This is a genomic window from Buttiauxella selenatireducens (assembly GCF_031432975.1).
Lineage (GTDB): Bacteria > Pseudomonadota > Gammaproteobacteria > Enterobacterales > Enterobacteriaceae > Buttiauxella > Buttiauxella selenatireducens.
The window spans coordinates 3449731-3469486 of sequence record NZ_CP133838.1 but is presented as its reverse complement, the minus strand read 5'-3'; the positions used below and the strand labels follow the sequence as shown (position 1 = coordinate 3469486).

At 46.6% G+C, this 19756-nt stretch carries 14 protein-coding genes; 5 read left to right on the top strand and 9 right to left on the bottom strand.

Annotated features, from left to right (window positions below; genetic code table 11):
- Positions 1–47 precede the first annotated feature (47 nt).
- Together RHD99_RS16035 and RHD99_RS16030 are read right to left on the bottom strand one after the other, a co-directional pair.
- The gene (locus tag RHD99_RS16035; protein WP_309875170.1) at positions 48–524 is read right to left on the bottom strand and encodes a WbuC family cupin fold metalloprotein; all 477 of its coding nucleotides are present in this window, start codon (positions 522–524) and stop codon (positions 48–50) included.
- A gap of 221 nt (positions 525–745) precedes the next feature.
- The gene (locus RHD99_RS16030) at positions 746–1090 is read right to left on the bottom strand and encodes a hypothetical protein (protein ID WP_309875168.1); all 345 of its coding nucleotides are present in this window, start codon (positions 1088–1090) and stop codon (positions 746–748) included.
- Positions 1091–1339: 249 nt separating this feature from the next.
- Here RHD99_RS16030 and RHD99_RS16025 point away from each other — a divergent pair, with 249 nt between their 5' ends.
- From RHD99_RS16025 to RHD99_RS16010, 4 genes are read left to right on the top strand one after another with little or no spacing between them, the layout of a single operon-like run.
- Positions 1340–1930: a cytochrome b/b6 domain-containing protein gene (locus RHD99_RS16025; protein ID WP_309875166.1), complete on the top strand. Its 591-nt coding sequence runs from the start codon at positions 1340–1342 to the stop codon at positions 1928–1930.
- A 9-nt stretch (positions 1931–1939) separates the two neighbouring features.
- Positions 1940–2731 (top strand): molybdopterin-dependent oxidoreductase, encoded by a 792-nt coding sequence (locus tag RHD99_RS16020; RefSeq protein ID WP_309875164.1) that lies wholly within the window; start codon positions 1940–1942, stop codon positions 2729–2731.
- A 43-nt stretch (positions 2732–2774) separates the two neighbouring features.
- Positions 2775–3059, top strand: a complete 285-nt coding sequence (locus RHD99_RS16015; RefSeq protein ID WP_183272979.1) for a hypothetical protein — start codon at positions 2775–2777, stop codon at positions 3057–3059.
- Positions 3060–3112: 53 nt separating this feature from the next.
- Positions 3113–3418: a YdgH/BhsA/McbA family protein gene (locus RHD99_RS16010; protein WP_183272978.1), complete on the top strand. Its 306-nt coding sequence runs from the start codon at positions 3113–3115 to the stop codon at positions 3416–3418.
- Positions 3419–3597: 179 nt separating this feature from the next.
- On the opposite strand, the gene RHD99_RS16005 is transcribed toward RHD99_RS16010, so the two are convergent.
- From RHD99_RS16005 to RHD99_RS15975, 7 genes are all read right to left on the bottom strand, one after another.
- The gene (locus RHD99_RS16005) at positions 3598–4200 is read right to left on the bottom strand and encodes a LuxR C-terminal-related transcriptional regulator (protein WP_309875161.1); all 603 of its coding nucleotides are present in this window, start codon (positions 4198–4200) and stop codon (positions 3598–3600) included.
- Between the two features lie 186 nt (positions 4201–4386).
- The gene (locus RHD99_RS16000; protein ID WP_309875159.1) at positions 4387–5412 is read right to left on the bottom strand and encodes a fimbrial protein; all 1026 of its coding nucleotides are present in this window, start codon (positions 5410–5412) and stop codon (positions 4387–4389) included.
- 49 nt (positions 5413–5461) lie between these two features.
- Positions 5462–6139 (bottom strand): fimbrial biogenesis chaperone, encoded by a 678-nt coding sequence (locus tag RHD99_RS15995; RefSeq protein WP_309875157.1) that lies wholly within the window; start codon positions 6137–6139, stop codon positions 5462–5464.
- A complete protein-coding gene (locus tag RHD99_RS15990; protein ID WP_309875155.1) occupies positions 6124–8520 on the bottom strand; it encodes a fimbria/pilus outer membrane usher protein in 2397 nt (798 codons plus the stop codon). Before RHD99_RS15990 ends, RHD99_RS15995 begins: the two co-directional genes overlap by 16 nt.
- Positions 8521–8653: 133 nt before the next feature.
- On the bottom strand, positions 8654–9220 hold the full coding sequence (locus tag RHD99_RS15985; RefSeq protein WP_183272973.1) for a fimbrial protein: 567 nt from the start codon (positions 9218–9220) through the stop codon (positions 8654–8656).
- Between the two features lie 228 nt (positions 9221–9448).
- Positions 9449–10372 (bottom strand): LysR family transcriptional regulator, encoded by a 924-nt coding sequence (locus RHD99_RS15980; RefSeq protein ID WP_309875153.1) that lies wholly within the window; start codon positions 10370–10372, stop codon positions 9449–9451.
- A gap of 188 nt (positions 10373–10560) precedes the next feature.
- Positions 10561–11463: a LysR family transcriptional regulator gene (locus RHD99_RS15975; RefSeq protein ID WP_309875151.1), complete on the bottom strand. Its 903-nt coding sequence runs from the start codon at positions 11461–11463 to the stop codon at positions 10561–10563.
- A 995-nt stretch (positions 11464–12458) separates the two neighbouring features.
- On the opposite strand from RHD99_RS15975, the gene RHD99_RS15970 reads away from it, so the two are divergent.
- A complete protein-coding gene (locus RHD99_RS15970) occupies positions 12459–19544 on the top strand; it encodes an autotransporter outer membrane beta-barrel domain-containing protein (protein ID WP_309875149.1) in 7086 nt (2361 codons plus the stop codon).
- Positions 19545–19756: the final 212 nt, after the last annotated feature.

Genomic DNA, 19756 nt, shown 5'->3' with positions numbered 1-19756 from the left:
GTGGAATGAGCGTAACACGCGACACCTACATGAATGCACAGCCAGTCTTACAAAGTAAAACCTCCGTCACCAACCTGTGCCAGCGCGTACCACTTCATCATCTCAGTTGTTCCTTTTTCACCCTCGGCGGGTGCCCAGGAGACATAGTCTTGTTCTGCAACGGGTTGATAGCCACCTTGCTTCACTTCAAAAATCACGCCTCCATGATCCAAAGACAGAACCGTATGCCAGGTGCCGGCATCCATCTCCAGCGCTTTGCATTCTTCGCCCAACACCACGCGATGAGTCACCGTCCCGTTGTCATCAAAATTCAACACCAGGAAGCGCCCACGGAGTGCAAATAACAGCTCAAAAGTGTGTGGGTGGCGATGCGGTCGAACGTAAGTCCCCGGTTCCATGGCAACAGCCAGTCGCTGTACGGGATCGCTTAATTCAGGGTGAAAGTTTCGGTGCGCGCGCAGGCGTGGAGAGCTTGCTGCGGCTTCGCTCTGTTTTTGCATGTCATTGAGGGTGATTGATTTCATATGAGTTGCCTGGTTCGTTGGACTGTCACTGGATAATGTCATTGATATGGAAGCTTTTCCGGGATTTATACGGCAGATTCCTTAATCTCGTCATCACTTTTCTTCGGAGAGTTCATTTATCCAGCAACTGATTAAAGTCCGTATGGGGGCAGCAGAACGATGTTGAGCAGAGCGCATTTTTGCGGCACTCATGCTCTCAGGCATGGGGGGGATGACAAAGATTATGGGAAACGAACGATCAGCTTCTCTAAAACTTTATGGTTGTGTTTTGCACCAGCAATAATTTCCTGTGTGCCTTCCTCGTCGCCGCTAAAACTCGTCACCAGCGCGCTATAGCAGGTGAGGGCATCGTTTGCATAGCCTGTGTGGGCCAGGGCGAGTGCGCGATTAAACATGGTTATCGCAACATATTTAGGGCTTGCTTCACCGCAAGCATTAAAACCGTTAGGGTCAGTTTCCTCTTTTTCGAGAAGTGTATTCTTCAGCCGCTCACACTTGACGATATGCGGGAAGGAAGACGCTAAGGCACACTGGGTTTGTCCACAGGCTTTTTTCGTCATGTTCATGCTTACGACCTCTGGTTTTTAACGCTTGTGGTTAACTCCGGAACAAATGAGGAGTTACACGAATTTAATGAATAACCAGATAGTAAGCTGCTGGTGATAAATAGCTCTGAAAGAGCATTTTCTGAAAATTAAAATAAGCAGTTTTGCGCACGTAGATTTTAAAATTTAAAAGTACCATTTTGGTATGATTTATTTATTTGGCAATTATTATAGCTTGATTCTATTAAACACAATTGTGTGTGGTTATTGATGAAAAGCGCAACAATTCATAGTGTTTGGTTACGGCTATGCCACTGGGTTAATGTCCTGGCAATGCTCATTATGGTGACCAGTGGATGGCGCATTTATAACGCCTCGCCGCTGTTTGATGCCATGTTCCCTGATAACTTAACGTTGGGCGGGTGGTTAGGCGGCGCAATTCAATGGCATTTTGCGGGTATGTGGCTATTCGGTATTAATGGCGTCGTTTACCTGTTGATCAATATATTCAGTGGCCGCCTGAAGAGGAAGTTTTTCCCGTTAACTATTCAAGGCATCTTTGCTGATTTTAAAGATGCACTTCGCGGAAAACTCGCTCATGCCGATCTAAGCAAATACAACATGGTTCAGAAACTGGCTTATTTGTTTGTGATGTGTGATGGCGTGTTATTAGTGGTTTCCGGTCTGGTGGTATGGAAATCGGTTCAATTCCCGTTACTGAATACGTTAATGGGTGGCTTTGATGCCGCAAGATATGTTCATTTCTTTGCTATGTCGGCAATGGTCGGCTTCGTTGTTATCCATTTAATTATGGTCATGCTGGTGCCTAAAACACTGTTAACCATGCTACGTGGCCGCTGAGATAAAAACATGAGCGAAAAAAAGAAGAGTATTAATTCTGCACTTGACACCAGGGCTTTTATTAACGAAGCGAACAATATTATTGCCAAAAAATTAGATGGCGAAAAGAGACGCTTGTTCCTGAAACAAGGCTTAACGCTTGGTGGCATTGTTATGCTTACCGGATGCGATATCAGTGACAATAGCAGCGTGGATAAAGCGTTGACGACAATGTCAGGTTTTAACGATCGTGTTCAGGCCTGGCTGTTTGACGGGCAGCGACTTGCACCGGTTTACACAGAATCGCAAATGACCCGACCGTTTCCTTTTAATGCTTATTATGGTGAAGATGACGCACCGGTAATTGACCCAAATAATTACGAATTAGACATTGCTGGACTGGTGTCGGATAAACGCAGCTGGACACTGCCGATGTTGCATAAAATGAGCAGCGTGAGCCAAATTACCCGACACATCTGCGTTGAAGGCTGGAGTGCCATTGGTAAATGGGGAGGGATTCCTTTTGCGGACTTCCTTAAAATAATTGGTGCCGATTTGACGGCTAAGTATGTCAGCTTCAAATGTGAAGATGATTATTATACCAGTATTGATATGGCAACAGCGTTGCACCCACAAACGTTGTTGGCATTAACCTATGATGGTCAGATTTTACCGCGAAAATATGGCTTCCCTATGAAATTAAGGATGCCAACAAAGCTAGGTTATAAAAACCCTAAGCATATTAAAGTGATTGAAGTAACGAACCAATATCCAGGCGGATATTGGGAGGACCAGGGATATAACTGGTTTGGTGGAAGTTAATTTATTATTTACATGTGTGTTCAATTAATCGAAAGGTGCTCTTATGAAAAACATCTCTGCAATTATGATGGCAAGCGCTTTGGTATTTGGTGTCACCACCGTTCATGCTGAAGATGCGATGAAAAAAGACGAAATGGGCCAGATGTCAAAGAAAGAGGCAATGGGCCATATGTCTAAAGATGAAATGAAAAAAGACGAAATGAGCCACATGTCTAAAGACGGCATGAAAAAAGACGAAATGGGCCACATGTCTAAAGACGGCATGAAAAAAGACGAAATGGGTCACATGTCTAAAGACGGCATGAAAAAAGATGATATGGCTAAGTAATCGCTATTGATTCTGTATTTTTATTATCAATAAAATAAATAGGGACAGTTATAATGAAAAGAATTGCAGTGGCAACCGCTTTATTCATGGCAGCAGGTTCTTTCTCAGCGTTTGCTGCGACGACCTCAGAAATGGCTCCAGCTCAGGCTAAAGAAATCACCAAAGTTGCATTGAAGAAAGCTAAAGAAGATATGATGGGGCATAAAAAAGTTGGCACCATCAGCGGTAGTGCATCCACCAGCGATGATCTGGATGCTAAATTCGCGCGTGCTGCAACAGAAATGGGGGCAAAATACTTCGTTATTACTTCTTTGAATACCCATACTGAAGCATACGGCACAGCGGATCTTTATAATTAATATTATAAAGTAAAGCACTTTAGAAGCATAACTGCCTGTAACAGCAGTTATGCTTTTTTTTTGTCTAAAATACACCGTGCTAACATGAAGTGAAAATAGCTATAGAGATAGATGAAGGCAAAAAAAATCCGGAAAATTATTTCCGGATATCTTTTTGTCAATGGCGAGAATAATAGACTCTAGTGCATGTAGTCATACAATTCGACTAAACCACGAACTTTAATTTTCCTGAAGAGACTCCGTCGATGACCGCTGGTGGTCTTGGGTGCAATATCAAGCAGTGACGATATTCTTGCATTGCATTTTCCCTTCATAATGAGACTGAGTATGATGGACTCCCGCTCGGTTAGCCTTGGCAAGGTGCTGATGTTTATCTGTGTTTTGTCAGAGTAATCGATCTCTCTGTCCAGTGCCGGTACGTTCCACTTAATGCATTGGATTTCTTTTATTATTCTCTCAAGCGGGGAGAATATGAAAGTGTGTTTCTTATCAATGTAAGTGCGAGTTAAGTTTTTAAAGTTGTATTCTCTGCCACTAGCCAAGGAAAATACTTTAATGTCAGGGTTTAGTTTTTTTATGAGGTAAATTTGTTTTTTGGTCTGTTCTGCACCTTCATGCTCATCATAAAAAATGAGCTTGGCTTTTTTTACCTGCCTCAATGCTGACAAATAGGACTGGCATTGGTATACCGACAAATCATACGTCTGCCTGTAGGACTTAAATAATGAAGTCAGGCCTAACCCCACATAATGGTTCTTACTGTAAATAATAACATCAATCATTACATGCTTCCTGGAATATCAATGCCCATAGCAACAGCAAGGGGAGGGCTGAAGGTTAAATAGCAATTAATGAATGATTTTATATTTACTGCCAATAATAAGCATTTAAAATGTATTTTTTAATGTTTGTAATTTCATGCAGATCTCTTATTTAACAATGAAGTACAATTTTTTATTTTAAAAAAATTATTCATAAGTTAACAAGATTGTTGCAGTCGCCGTATACGGTGCAGCATTCGGGGCGACTTCTGAGCCTGAATTGGTTGGATAAGCCTTTAACTTCAGCGTATCGGTTATGGTTGAAAGTCCTACATTAACTTTGCCAGCCTCGGTATTGGGAGGAATAATTGAGCCATTACTGTCTGTCACAATAACGGAGACATCCGGGCTTGATGTTGCAAAACCCTGGCCCTGATCGTCTGCGTTTCCAGACAACACAACATCAAGCGCTGCGTTGGCAAAATCACAGTCAAATTGCAGATTAACGGCACGGGGTGTGTAGGATGTTGGCGGCTCGGGGTAAGGCTGACCAACGAATTGTGTTTGCCGGGTTTGGCTTCCCAGATCGATATTCAGCGTACTTCCTGCCAGTAAAGTACAACCTTCCGGTACGGTGATATTAAGGTTGAGATTAACCATCATCTCGACGGGGTCGGCTGGGTTGATGTAATTCGCCTTCCTGTAGTGCCACATTTTTGCCACCGTACCGTTGAAGTTGATTTGTCCAACGGCAGGTTTAATAATTTTTATAGATACCGTCCCTCTGCTACCAGAGGCTGCAGACCCGCTCATACCACATTTTTCAGATACTTTATTGCTGATACCGGTAAACGGTACGGCGTGCATATTATTGCCACCGGAATTATAAATATATAACTCAACGCTTGCGGCCAGGAAGGGGCTTAATTGCTGCCAGGAGTAGCCATTAGAAGAGGTATAAGGGAACATACCCTGAGTGGACCACCAGTGAGAAACACTTGTATTTGGGCTGGTACAGTCACACGTGAAGCTAACACTACCGGAACTGGTGGTACTTTCTTTATCTACTAAAACGGCATTCGCCATGTTTTCTTCTTTAGTCAGCGTTTTGGCAATGGTAAAGTTCTGCTTGCCCGGTGTGCCAGATGAGGGATAGCAAACCTTATCTGCTGCGGCAAATCCATTTGTCGCATAGCCCAGCACAATCACTAATAGTGCGATAATTTTTTTCATTAATTCATTCTCATGCCAGTGAAATCCTTACATCGCAAAACAATCTACGTTAGTTTATTTTTTTTGACGTTTTACTCACGGCACCGTAGTCATCCAGATAACTCAGCGTTGCTGACGTCGCATTATTGTTGCTGACTTTGAGTTCTACCGTACTGAAGGGGGCGAAAGTCCCCAGCGCGGTCCGGGTATAATCTTTTCCACCCACGGAAACTTTAGAAATCGCAAAGTAGTAAGGCGTCGGGTTCTTGAAACGCAATCCGCCGGACGTTTTTGATATCTCAATCTTTTCTTCAGCCTGCTTACGCGCTTCTTTTAATGCGACCGGGCGCACCAGCACTTTGATTTTTGTCCTCACCGCCAGTGAAAGCTGATTGCGACCGGTATCGGGCCCTTTTGGCGGGATCTCCTGCACATTCAGGAAAAACAGCTGTTCCTGATTTTTGTCCGGTGCAAACGAGAGCAGACGCAACACCGCTTTTTGTTTGCCTCCCAGAGCCTGAAACTCAGGGGTGACGACCAGTGCGCGGCCAGGGTTTTTCCCTGCGCTGTCTTCAACCCAGGACTGTACGCCGTAACGGCTGCTGGAACCGTTAATCACTTCGACAGAATTCGAGGATTGACCATCAATAATCACGCGAGTATTACTGAGCGACAGGGCCGCATTTGCGTAATTCATACCCAATAACAGTGCCAGACTTACGCCTGCTGGGATTAATTTTTTGAACATGTTAATTCTCCGGCATTAATAAAGTCTTCCTGGAAGTTCTTTTTCAAAACGCCTACAGGAAGAGTATAGCTACAGCCAGTATCGCTGCTTGTGAAAACCATTTTTTTCAATTCTTTCTGGGACTTAATGGCCAGCTGTAATAACAAACCGCCACCATTTCCTAAGTAATATTCCTGACCATCATCCGTTGAAATTTGAGAGCCAAAGCCCATCTCTTTACCTTGCGGATCAAGCAAAACGGCACGCACGTATTTCACGCGTTTCGCTGAGAAATCCATTTTCACCACGCTGCCACGCTTTGGTCTGATTTTAATTTGTGACTTATCGAGCATAATATTGTTCTGCAACGATGAGGTATCCACCGAAACATCCTGTGCATCGAAGCTGTCATTAAGAGGAACCAGCGCGTAACCGTTGCTCTGGGTCTGAATACCATTCACCATCGCACCTTCTACCCCGTCCATTTTGACTAACGCCATGGTTGAGGACTGGCTGCTGCTGGTGACAAAATGCCCGTCGGCAAACGCGACTGTGCCGCTGACTGAACCCGAGGCATACATTGAGCTGGTCCCTACGCTGGAACTGATCTGCGAATTAATGCGGTCGGTATGTTTACTGTAACTACCGGACAACGTGTTTTCATGTGATCCGCTATCGTGCGAGGCCGCAACGCTATAACTTGAATCAGCGTCATAGCTGTTCATCCCCACTTCGGTGTTATTGCTGTTATTGTTCTGGTTATAACGGGTATAAACACTTTTACCGTTGTTTCCGAATGGAATATCAATCGACAGCGCAAGACTCGTATCAGGCTTATAGTCATCAGTATATGATTTAGACAAAGAGACGTTGTAGCTGACGCCATGGGTATAGCCGCCATAGTTCACGGAATAAGTATTACGCTTTCCTTTATTCGCCCAATAACTGTCACGTAAAAAGTTAACTGAAATCTGGTTATCAAAAATAGGTTCCTGCGCCATCACGGTCGCCGTAAAACGATTACGCACTGAACTGTGATTCTGGCTATCGCTACGCTTGGCTTCCATCGCTTCGTTGAAGGTGTAGTAATCCCTCGTTGAATATCGGTAACCTGCCAATTGGATGTTTACCCCATTGGTCATATATTTTGCATAGTTGATGCTGTAGCTCTGGCCGGTATCTTCTTTATCATTATGTTTAAATTTAGAGTTGGCTACGGCCAGACCGACAGCACCAATATGCTGCAACGGGACTGCCGCACCCAAAGTAATATTTTTATAATCGGTCGAAACAATGCTGCTGATAGTCGGCGTCCAGTACGCAAAACCATGAGAATATTCACCTGAAACGAAATTATCACCCATGCTGTTATCGTTAAAACGATAGCGACCCGAGCTAACTTCATAATCATTAATTCCGGGGGTTAACAGACCGGGAACAATCGTATTCTCATAATAGAAAGTGTGTTCTGAGCCATTAGATTCTTTAACGACCACGCGCAATGTCTGGTTAGATAACCCCTGAACTTCATCAATCACAAACTTACCAGCTGCGACCGTTTTGGTGTAAAGCAGGCGCTGCTCCTGATAAACCTCTACTGTGGCGTTGCTGTTGGCAAACCCCGTGATGCTTGGCGTGTAAAGGCGTTCACGGCGGCTTAAGAGTTCATTGACATGATTTAATTGAGCACCAATGAAACTGAAACCTTCACCATAGCGGCTGCTGGTGTAAGTTTGTCCGGCAGTGACTTCACTGTTAATTGACGGCAACAGGTGAGAGACGCTCAGGTTATCAACGCTGACTCCCTCTTTAAGTACGTCCGAACTTGAGAGATCAAGGTTAATTGGAAAGTCGTACATTCCCAATTGCAGATGGCTGCTGAAAGGCAATGTGGTTTGCGACTCGCCGGTTTTGCGATTGCGATAATAACTGCTGCTCATGTTGTAGCTCATCATCGCGGCATTGATGGATTGGGCAAGTTCCATATTGCTGCTGTCGGCACGCACCATATCCTGGTCGTTAAACCAGATAGCCAAAGATGATTCGCTGGTATTCTCCTGAAACTTGTAATCTTCAGAAGTCGCGTCTAAAGAGAGATTTTTTTGTAATTCTTCGAGCCGCTCTTTTTTGACTAATGGAGCAAGCGTCTCCAGAAAGTCCTTGGTAAAAACCAGGTCTTGCATTTTTCGGCTAAAATAAAAATTACCGACAAATTGTCCATTTACGTCGACAGCATAAATAGCACTTTGATTTAAACCTTCATCAAGTGCCTTGCTAATAGCAGTTTGGTTATATTTCCCTACAATAAAATCAGTATTAAAATCGTCCCCTTCACTGGCAAAAGCCGGAGTCAAGGTAATTAATAATGAAGTACCAAAGAGTGTGAAGGAAATATAACGCATTCTTAATACCTATAAATAAAATTAAAAGGTCACCCAATTAAGGACAGAGTTGTACGCAGGCCAGCAGGCTGGCCTGAAAATTTGCGACGAATCTATTAATTAAATGGGTGAGATATTTTATTTAATAGAATACTTAGAGGTAGGCAACGGTGTAAGAAACAGAACCACCAATGATGCCTGGGTTTACGCTTGCCGCGATGGCATAAGGCTGTGCGGTGAAGTGAATAGCGCCTGCGGCGTCGAGATCGGCAGAACCAGAGGTCAGAGAAACGCTGCCGTTGTTGACCACATTACCGCCACTTGCCAACTGGAACAGCACGCCAGCATTGGTGGTTGTGGTTTCAGCAGAGGTCACAACACTAGTGTTGGTGGCATCAGTTTGTGCGGCAGAAATCTGTACCAGGGCATCTTCACCCGCTGGAGAAATATCGCAAGTCGCTTCGTCTGGAGTCAGCGCCAGGTCGACTGCCGTACCGAAGGTACCCACGGCTGTAACATCACTTGCTTTATGCACGCCTAAATCAACAACACCCGTTGGGGAGACAATACCGTTTACGGAAACGTTCATATCACAGGTTGCCGCAGAAATAGCGCCGGAAAATTTAATAATACCGGTATTAGCTGATGCGGTAGATGCTGCACCAAATGCGCCAGCGACTAACAAAGAGGTCAAAGTTGCTACTTTAGTAAAATGGTTCATAAAAACTCACAGGTAATTAAAAATGATGTTTGAAGATAAAGAAATTAAAATTGATGATTAATTTCTTTTTGATTGTCGACGTCATGTTTGTCGATGGGAAGATAATAACGTAGGGGGAGTAAATAATCGATGGCTGCAATTAGAAACGAAAATTTCGATTTTTAGAATGCTCTAAAACCCACTGTTAAGTGATTGAAGTTAATGCTTATTGTTGCTGTGCCTGGTAGGCTACTTGCCTACCAGTTTGTTAATTTCTTTCAATAATTTACTGATATATTGATCGCTGAGTGATTGATTATGAAAGTGCAGGTAGACATCAACGCTGATATCCACATCGAAGGGCAAATCAAAGATATTGACGGGAAGGATTGATTGCAGGAAAGGCGTAAATAACCGCGGGGTCAGCATAATATTATCCGTTTGTGCACACAGCATCATCATATTAAGAGATGATGCGCTGGTAACCAGTACGGCCCGGCGTTCCCTGAGTTCATTGAGAGTCACCGCATCACCTAACAAAGTCGTTTTGCCGTAGTCGTCTCTGAACCAGACCAAATGTTTATAATTATGCCAGTCTTCAAGGGTCAGTCTGTTCTTAATAGCTGGGTGGCGATTACTCACCATAGCCTGGGTATTCGTCGTAAATAATTTATAGGAGGTGATGGATTTATCTCTTGGTAGCTCAGAACCAATATCAATATCCACTTCCCGGCTACGTAACTTATTGATCCTCTCTTCTGACGAGAGAGGATGTGTAGAAAATTTAAGTGCAACGCCGTCTCTTTCAAGCATACCGCTATTCAGAGAGGTCATCGAAAGCCAAAACTCGATAAACGTATAAGTACTTATACTGATCTCTTTGCTAAACCCCATTTCGCTTTCACTAAAATGACCAACCTCCAGGCCTCCATTGATCAGCGACATCGCTTTCAGATAGCGCGCATTCAGATCCAGAGCAAGCGTGGTGGGAACGACTCCACCTTTGGAGCGGGTAAAAATGGGGTTGGCAGTCACATCGCGAAGTTTATTTATCGCATAAGTCACCGAGGAGGGCGAAAGAGAGAGCAATTCGGCGGCGGCCGTAACGCTTTTTGTCTCCAGTACAGCATTAAGGATCCCTAACGACTTCAGCTCAATCTTTTCACTTTTCATGGCTTACCTGCTGAGTTTATATAATGTCTCTGTATTGACTATATACAGAAAGCCCGAATTCACCAGTCGATATTCTGCTGTATAAACATTCGCTTAAACTAAAAAAGCCTCGACGTCTTACGTCGAGGCTCTAACAACGGCAACTTTTGCTAGTCGTCATACGAAAAAGACGCTGACCTGCACATGGCTTAACAGTTGTAGTGCCGAATAACATTCAGGAAGCCTTCCACCACGGAATCTTTCAGCGAAGTGGTATGCGCATGGACATACAGTGACGATTCCATACTGTTTGGGAACGGAATATCGAAGAATTTAACCGGCAATATTTCGTCAATGCAGCAACAGAAATACTCGGGAATCAACATCAGTGAGTCACTGTGGGCGCACATCATCATCATATTCAGAGAAGAGTCTGAAGTGATGTGAGTTTCGCGATCCAGCATTTCCTCGATGATCTGAGCATCGCCCATCATCGAAGACGTCTCGCTGTTAATCCGGTTCCAGGTGACGTGCTTGTTGGCAGACCAGTCTTTAATGCTCAATGAATCTTTAATGGTGGAGTGATTTTTACTGACCATCACTTTGAAGGCAGAGCTGAACAACCGGTACGAAACAATCGACGGATCGTTTGGAAGCTGCGCGCCAATATCAATATCCACTTCCCGATTACGTAACTTCATCAGGCGTTCGTCATTGGTACTCGGATGCGTCAGAAAATTAAGAATGCCATTATTAATAATGCTTTCTTTTTTGAGCGTCATCTGCGAAATCCACAGTTCAACGTAAGTATAGGTGCTGATCGTGATAGTTTTTGACACATCAGATTGATTGTCTTCACTATCAATCCCTAACCCTTCGTTGATCATGTGAACCGTTTTTTTATAACGCGTATTAAGTTCGTGGGCGAGGGTGGTCGGTTTAACGCCCGTTTTAGAACGCGTAAAAATTGGGTTATCCGTTACGCGACGTAACTTATTTATGGCATAGGTAACGGATGACGGTGAAATGGACAGCCGTTGTGCAGCAACAGAAACGCTACCGCTTTCAACCACTGCGTTAAGTATGACCAAAGAGTTAAAATCTATCTTCATAATCGAACTCGCATTAGCTTAATTTTTTTTATAAACAAAATTCAACGCAGGTGTAACTTCTATTGATGCGTTGGTTGGCGTAATTTAAAAGGCTGAAAAATGTCAGCGATGACATGGATTAATTCTCATTCAGCGTATTTTAGTTTTTAAAATAAACACCAGTAAAAAATAGAAATCACCAGGAATATCTTTTATCCGCTATTGCACGAGTGATGGTGTTTATTTCTATCACGACTCTGGTGTGGATTTCCCGGTAAGGTGCCTTGTGTCACCAGATAGTGTCGGCAATCTAGTTTCGAAGTGAATAAATTACAATGAAATACAAAATTCTAATTTTTAGAAAGCGCGAAAATTTAAAGGTTTTGTATTTTAATATCAGGCTGATAGAGGAGAGGGTTTTCACGTATAAAGCAGAGCATTCCTATTTATAAATGCATTGAATTTATACTTTTAAGTATAATTGGTAGTCAAAACGAAAGTATTTTATTTCGATTGTTACTTTGGAATAATGTAATAAACATTTCTAAAAAATAAATAACTCTCTTTGGTCATTTTTTTAATGATGTGATATCAGATGCTTAAGCTGTGTTTCGGTGTGATGCGTTCTGGTTTTTATCAATAAATCCAACGTTTCTAAAAACTAAAATTTGTATTTTTATTGCTATATGTAACATGGCTACTTATTATCCGCACAAACAAGCGGGTTGTCGTGTTTTTACCCGCCACAATTCAAAACTTCGCACTTCAAGCCAAGGAAAGGATAAATCCAGAAATACGTTTTTCCACTGGAAAGGAAAGTCGGAAAGAATTAATAGCTCGGTCGGCAGTCCGTGACACATTTACTGCGATAAGTTTTTCGAGCTTATTCAAATATCTTTTGTCGATATTCCACTGAGAAATATTAACCATTATGTGATGCTTTCCGTTAAGCGACGGATAGCGTTAGTTTTCTGCTATTCGCACGAAAGTGCGAAATAAATCTCTTGAGAGACAAAATGAATAAGGTTTTCAAAGTTATCTGGAATCACAGTCTGCAATGTTTCGTTGTGACTTCCGAGCTAGCCCGTAACCTGGGCAAAGTTAAAAGTGTTGTAGCCGACACAGAAAACTCTGTAGCGACCTCAGCAACACATTCAGGGCCGGCACGCTCGCTATTAGCCCTACTCGTTGCTTCTGTGCTTGGGTTACATGCCACGGCAGCTAATGCTATTGAAATAACGGTAAACACCACCAATCCAGAAGACACTAATATCGGGACAGTCGTCACTGACATGTCTGATTTAATTGGATCTTTTGGCTTCATTAACCGTGGGAAACCGGGTTTTACTGATAAGACTTTGGGGCAAGCCCGTGACGAAGGAATCATTGTGAATCCTGAGCAGGCAGCCTATGTTGATTTGAATATCTTCAAAATTGGCGATAAAACTTCAGTTATTTCCCTTCCTGACACTGGTGGCACAAATAACACTGATACGTTTAAAGTTTTCGACAACAACAAAATGTTGGTTTCACCTGCTGCAGACTTTAAAATTACTCCAAGTGAAGCTGCGGGCCCGAATGGGCAATATATCGATAAACGCTTCTGGGAAGTGAAGGACGGCGGGGATCTGACCGTACATGCTGGGCAGGCTGGTAGCGACTGGACTAATGATCCGGCGAATCAGTTCAAGGCCTATCTGAAAGGCACTCAATCAGGGGTTACTACCTCGTCTGCATTCCTGGTTAATGCGGGCTCTACGCTCAATTATGACACCAAAACAGTTGTTCAGGCCGGTGACAGTCGTAGCAACATCAAAGACCCAAACACATATATCGCATCATTTGTGTCAGATACTTTTGTCGGTAAATTTACCAGTATTCTGGGTGAGCGTACCGTCAATACTCTCGGTGAATTCCAGCAATACAACACTGATCTGATCAATGCCCTTCAAACAGGAGCGGTGAAACTGGATGAAACGCAATATGAGAACGAGTTAAAGAAAGCCTGGGATAGTTCATTACGTCAGATTTTTGTCGATACTGGTATTCCTGCTGTTGACGCAACCAGGGCATCAGTTGACTTTGATCGCGTGGCCTATATTCACGGTAATGGGGCGCAGGCTGCAATCAACATCAGCAAAGACTCTAATATCGAAATTGTCAGTTCCGATATCAGCCTGGTGCGCGTTGAAAATGGTGCCTCGGTAGTCAACGAAGGTGTGCTCGGTAGTGCAGGCTCAAAAGTCAGGGGTTCCGTTCTGATTAAAGCCACTGACAGCGGTACAACGGTGGTTAACAATGGTGTGCTGGATGCTGGCACCAACCCGGACATGCTCAACTTTATTACCAACTCGCAAGGCACTCAATACACCGCAGCGACAATGGGCGGTGAATCCCTTCAGGCAATGCGCATCCTGAATGGTGCTTCAGCGCTGAATAACGGCGTGATTAACGTTGCCTCACATGGTATCAACTACGCCAACTATGCCGTCTTTTTGAGCAATCTGGCTTCCTTTACCAATACAGGTTCAATAAACATTGCGGCTTCACCTGATGCAACTGCAGCGGGTGCTGGTGTAATCGACTATGGTATTAGTATTGAGAATAATTCGGCGGCAACTAACGCCGGCCAAATCTATATTGGACGAAATCCTCAACGAGCCGTTTCGGACGCATCGCCCGATCTAGCCAGCATCCAGCCTTCTATTGGCGTGAATGTGAAAAGTGGCACTTATACCGGCCTGGATGGCTCTAATATCACTATTGGTTCGTTGACCAGTAACTCTACTGGCATTGCTGCGAAGAGTGCTGCCGCTCATGTAAATAACGGCGGAGCAATCGATATTAATGGCCAGCGTGTTGATTCACCTAGCAATATCGGTATTTTAGCGCAGCTAGGTGCAACCGATGTTGTTAACTCCGGTACCATCAATCTCAATGGCGTTAACGCCTCCGGTATAAAAGTTCTTGCAGGAAGTGCGGCGGAAAACACCGGTACTATCAATATCAACGGTGGGCTTGATCCTGTTTCGAAATTAGCTAACTACGGCATGTATGTAGATGGTGTAGATGGTGGTGGTGCAAAAGGTAAGCAATCAGGAACGGTAAACCTGGTGGGGGCAGACACGATAGGTGTGCATGCTCGTAATGCTGGCGCATTAACCATTACCGATGACGCAGCTCTGACCTTTAGCGGTGGTGAAAGGCAGTATGGTTACTTTGTGATCGATGCTGGGACCACCATTTCAAGTACTGCTAAGGGGACATCGGATGTTAAAACAAAAAATTCGACCTTATTCCGTATAGAAGACGGTGCTAAATTTGTCCGCGACGCAGCAGCAGCAGGTCGTTCCACATCTATTGCCTCAGGTGAAAACAGCGCCATTATGCAGGTCACTGGTAAGAGCAGTGATGTTCATGCGGCAGGCGTTGATGCCAACATTACGGGTAAAAATGCCACCGGGATTAAAGTGGAAGGTGGGGCGAAAGGAACGCTTGAAGCTGATGTAAAAATGAAGCTTATGAACGAAGGCGCAACGGCTGGTGTTGTTGATGGGCGCTATTACGATCTGGCAGGCATAGAGAACGAAGCTAAAATAGGCGACTCTGAACTGACCAGTTTTGCTGAATTGTTGAGTGATTCTGGGGACGTAGCTTCAGGCGCATATGGATACAAAGTCCTGACGCGCGGCAAGCTTATCCATGAAGGCACAATTGATTTTAAATCTGATGACAGTACCGGTGTGCTGGTTAATGGCGGCACCCTGGAAAACCGCCGTAACATTACGGTAAATGGGACTGGGGTACACGTTACCGGTGATAAATCAATAGTAAACAATACTGCGACGGCGACAGTTAACGCAACGGATGGCAAAGCGGCCTATGTGGTTGATGGCGGCGCATCGCTGGCGCTGACGGGGGCAGGTAAAACAACCGCTTCCGGCACAGCGCACGGCATCTTGCTTGATGACGGTGCTGTGGGTCTGACCGTGACGGGGGCGACCATCAATATGTCTGCAACAGGCACGGGCAGCGGCATTGAAAACAAAGCCGGTGTGGCGGGTATCGCATTGACCAACACCACGATCACTGTTGATCAAGGGATTGGTGTGCACACCGCAGCATCTATGGCGGCTAAAAACAGCGGCACTATCACCGTTAACGGTAGCGGTGCCGGGATTCGGTTCGAAAAAGTTGGCGTTGGCGGTGGTACTACCGATCAAGCGATGGATATGTCCGACTCTAAGGAGCTGGTCATCACGGTGAAGTCTAAAGATGGCAAAGGATTGGTGACAAATTCTTCAGCAGATCTGAAGACGGGCGTAAGCGTTAACGTGGACAATGTTGAGGGCGGTTCTGCGGTTATTGTTAACGGTACGACCAAAAACATTGAGCAGTCTGGCACGCTGACCTCTACATCGACCATCAGCAGCGTGGTCGATATTGATAACGGTGCGGTAACCACCTTTAAAAACAGCGGCACTATTCAAGCGGCGACTAAAGCTCAGAAAGCAGTAGAAACGCTGACCGGCCCTGGTGTGGTCTTCACCAACCTGAAAGATGCCGTCATTCAGGGCCATGTGAATCTGATGGAGGGTAGTAACACCATCAATCTGGAAGCGGGCAGCCAGGGAACTGATTTCACCACCGACGAAGGTGACGATGTCTTTAACCTGAATCACCTGAAATCAGCCGTAACAGGGGTGTTTGATACACTTACTGCTGGTGCGGGAACCGATACGCTGAATGTTATTGATACGAACTACATTCTGAGCAGTGCGGGCGTCTTCAGTGGTTTTGAAAAGATCAACCTGAAAGAAAAAGCACAGTTGGTACTGAGCGGGACCTTACTTCCGCTGGGCGACGATAAGGCTGATGCTGCGGGGACGGGCTTTAATATCGACGGCGAAAGTATGCTCGAGATTAATAACGTTAATAACGTGAGTTTCGGCAGTCACCTGGCAGGAACAGGTCTGGTGAAAGTCGGGCTGATGGATGATAAATCTTTCGACTTCACCGCGAACAACGCGGGTGACAAATTCGCCGGCACCGTGGCTCTGACGCACGCGAAAATGGAATTGGCTGGCCTTAACACCCAGGCGCTGTCGGATGCGACCCTGCGTCTGGACGGCTACAGCAATACACACGTCGGTGACGGCGAGCAGACCATCGCTGGCCTGAAATTCAACGGTGGTACGCTGAAGTTTGACAGCGGCACCCCGGGCGAAACCGTGGCCAAAGGTAGCGTACACACCACCAAATCTATGGATCTGAGTGGCACCGGTAACGTGCAGGTTGCCAAAGGTAGCGTGAGCAACGATCACCCGCTGGCCCCGACACTGCTGGATCTTCTGGCGCAGGACGATGCCACCACCATGGTGCAGTTGGGTAAATCAGACACGGCGACCATCGGTAGCGGCGGCGCCCTGAAGCTGAAAGACCAGGACGGCAACATTATTACCGACAGCACCACGGCAGATATTGCCCAGAACGGCAGTACGGTGGCGAAAGGCACCTATGACTACCGTCTGACCAGCGGTGATGCGGCTGACGGCCTGTACATTAACTACGGTCTGACCCAGGTTGACCTGCTGACGGCGGGTGCTGATGCACTGGCGCTGAATGCGGCAGGCCTGAGCGGCAACGCGGCTGACCTGAGCGCGAAAATCACCGGTACCGGTGACCTGGCGATTGACACTGGCGCGGGCAATACCGTGTCGCTGTCTAACACGCTTAACGATTATGTCGGGAACACCGATATTCGTTCCGGCACCCTGAAAATGATTGCCGATAACGTACTGGGCCAGACTGATGTGTTGTCTCTGGCAGCGGATACGGCGCTGGACATGAACGGCAAGGCACAGACCGTGGGCACTTTGCAGTCTACCGCGGGCTCAACCGTTAACCTGAACGGCGGGGCGCTGAGCCTGAGCCATGGCGGCGTGTCTGACGGCGCACTGGCAGGCAGCGGCGAACTGAACGTGCTGGCTGATACGCTGACCGTGAACGGTGCAAACGCAGACCTGAGCGCGACCACCACCGTAGCCAACGGTGCCACCGTGGCGCTGAATGACGTCGCGGGTCTGGGTGTGGGCGATATCGTCAACGCCGGTAAAGTGATGTTCAGTGATGCGGCAGGTACCGTTGCCAACAACATCCGTGATGGCGTGGCAGCAGCGACTCGTGCACTGTCTGCTACTGCAGGCAGCGTAGACCTGGTGAACAGCCAGTTGACGCTTGACGGTGACAACAGCGGCTTCAGCGGTGTGTTTAACATCGACGCAGCTTCACAACTGACGGCTACGGCGGCACAGCAACTGGGTACTGCGGACATTGCTGATGAAGGCGAACTGGTACTGAACGCGGCCGATAACTGGGCGCTGACCAACAACCTGAGTGGCGCAGGCAACCTGACCAAACAGGGCGCTGGCGTGGTCACGTTGTCCGGTAATGCAGCCTATACCGGTCTGACCGATATCCAGGCAGGCGGTCTGATGCTGGGCAGCGAAGCGGCACCGATCACACTGGCAAGCAGCCAGGTTAACGTGGCACAGGATGCGTTCCTCGCCGGTTACGGCGGTGTGGCAGGCAACGTGAACAACCTGGGCACCCTGTATGTGGGCGCACAGAATGAAAGCGGTGCGGCACAAACCTTTACCGTCGGTCAGGACCTGGTGAACAACGGTACGGTGAATATCGCTCACGGCAGCGTGGCGGGTAACGTACTGAATGTTAACGGGAACTACACCGGTAACGACGGTCTGATTAACTTCAACACCGTGCTGGGCGACGACAACTCCGTCACCGACAAAATGGTCGTTGCGGGTAACACCGCAGGCACCACTAACGTCAGCGTGACTAACGCAGGCGGCACCGGTGCGCAGACCCTGAACGGCATTGAGCTTATCAGCGTGGGTGGGGCTTCTGACGGTGAGTTTAAGCAGGCCGGTCGTATTGTGGCCGGGGCGTATGACTATGCACTGGTACGTGGCGCGGGCAGCAACAACGCCAACTGGTACCTGAGCAACGCCGTTGATGGCACAGTGCCGGTTGATCCGACTGCGCCGGTTGATCCATCGAACCCAACCGATCCGGCGGCACCATCGGCTCCTGAGCAGATTATTCGTCCGGAAGCGGGTGCATACACAGCGAACCTGGCGGCAGCCAACACCATGTTCCTGAACCGCCTGCACGATCGTCTGGGTGAAACCCAGTACACGGACGCGCTGACGGGTGAAGAGAAAGTGACGAGCATGTGGATGCGCAACGTGGGTGGTCACACTAACTCACGTGATAACAGCGGCCAGCTGAAGACCCAGAGCAACCGTTATGTGTTGCAGATGGGTGGCGACGTGGCGCAGTGGAGCACCGATGGTCTGAACCGCCTGCACCTGGGCGTGATGGCGGGTTACGGTAACAGCCACAGCAACACCCGTTCTCATGCGACCGGTTATTCGGCAGACGGCTCGGTTGACGGTTACAGCACTGGTGTGTACGCGACCTGGTATGACAACGACGCGGAGAAAAACGGTCTGTATGTGGATACGTGGGCGCAGTACAGCTGGTTCAATAACCACGTGAGCGGTGAGAAACTGGCGACGGAATCGTACAAGTCGAAGGGCGTGACGGCGTCGGTAGAAACCGGCTACACCTTCAACATGGGCGAGTTCAAAGGCAGCAAAGGCACCACCAACACCTGGTACATTCAGCCACAGGCGCAGGCCATCTGGATGGGTGTGGAAGCTGACGATCACCGTGAAGCGAACGGCACGAAAGTGCAGGGCAGCGACGGTAATGTGCAGACCCGTCTGGGCGCACGTGCTTACCTGAAGAGCCATGATGCAAGTGATAACGGTAAAGATCGTGAGTTCCAGCCGTTCGTGGAAGCGAACTGGATCCACAACACCAGCAACTTCAGCTCAACGCTTGACGGCGTGAGCAGCAGCCAGGCGGGAACGCGCAACATTGGTGAAGTGAAAGTGGGTGTGGAAGGTCAGCTGAACAAAAACCTGAACATGTGGGGTAACGTTGGCGTGCAGGTGGGCGACAAAGGTTACAACGACAGTGCGGCGATGATCGGCGTGAAATACAGCTTTAAATAATAATAAATAGTACTTCTGCAGGTAATATTTGCCCCGGGCTTAAATCCGGGGCTTTTTTAACTCAATAAAATCAGGAATTAAATAAAATGAATCATCATATTCTGCGTTGTGTATTTGTTTGGCCTTAATGCTTACAGCTTGTTTTTTCAATGAGTGAGACAAAACGGGGTGGCTGAAATCAATCAATAACAGCAAGCCATCCAGTTTCTAAG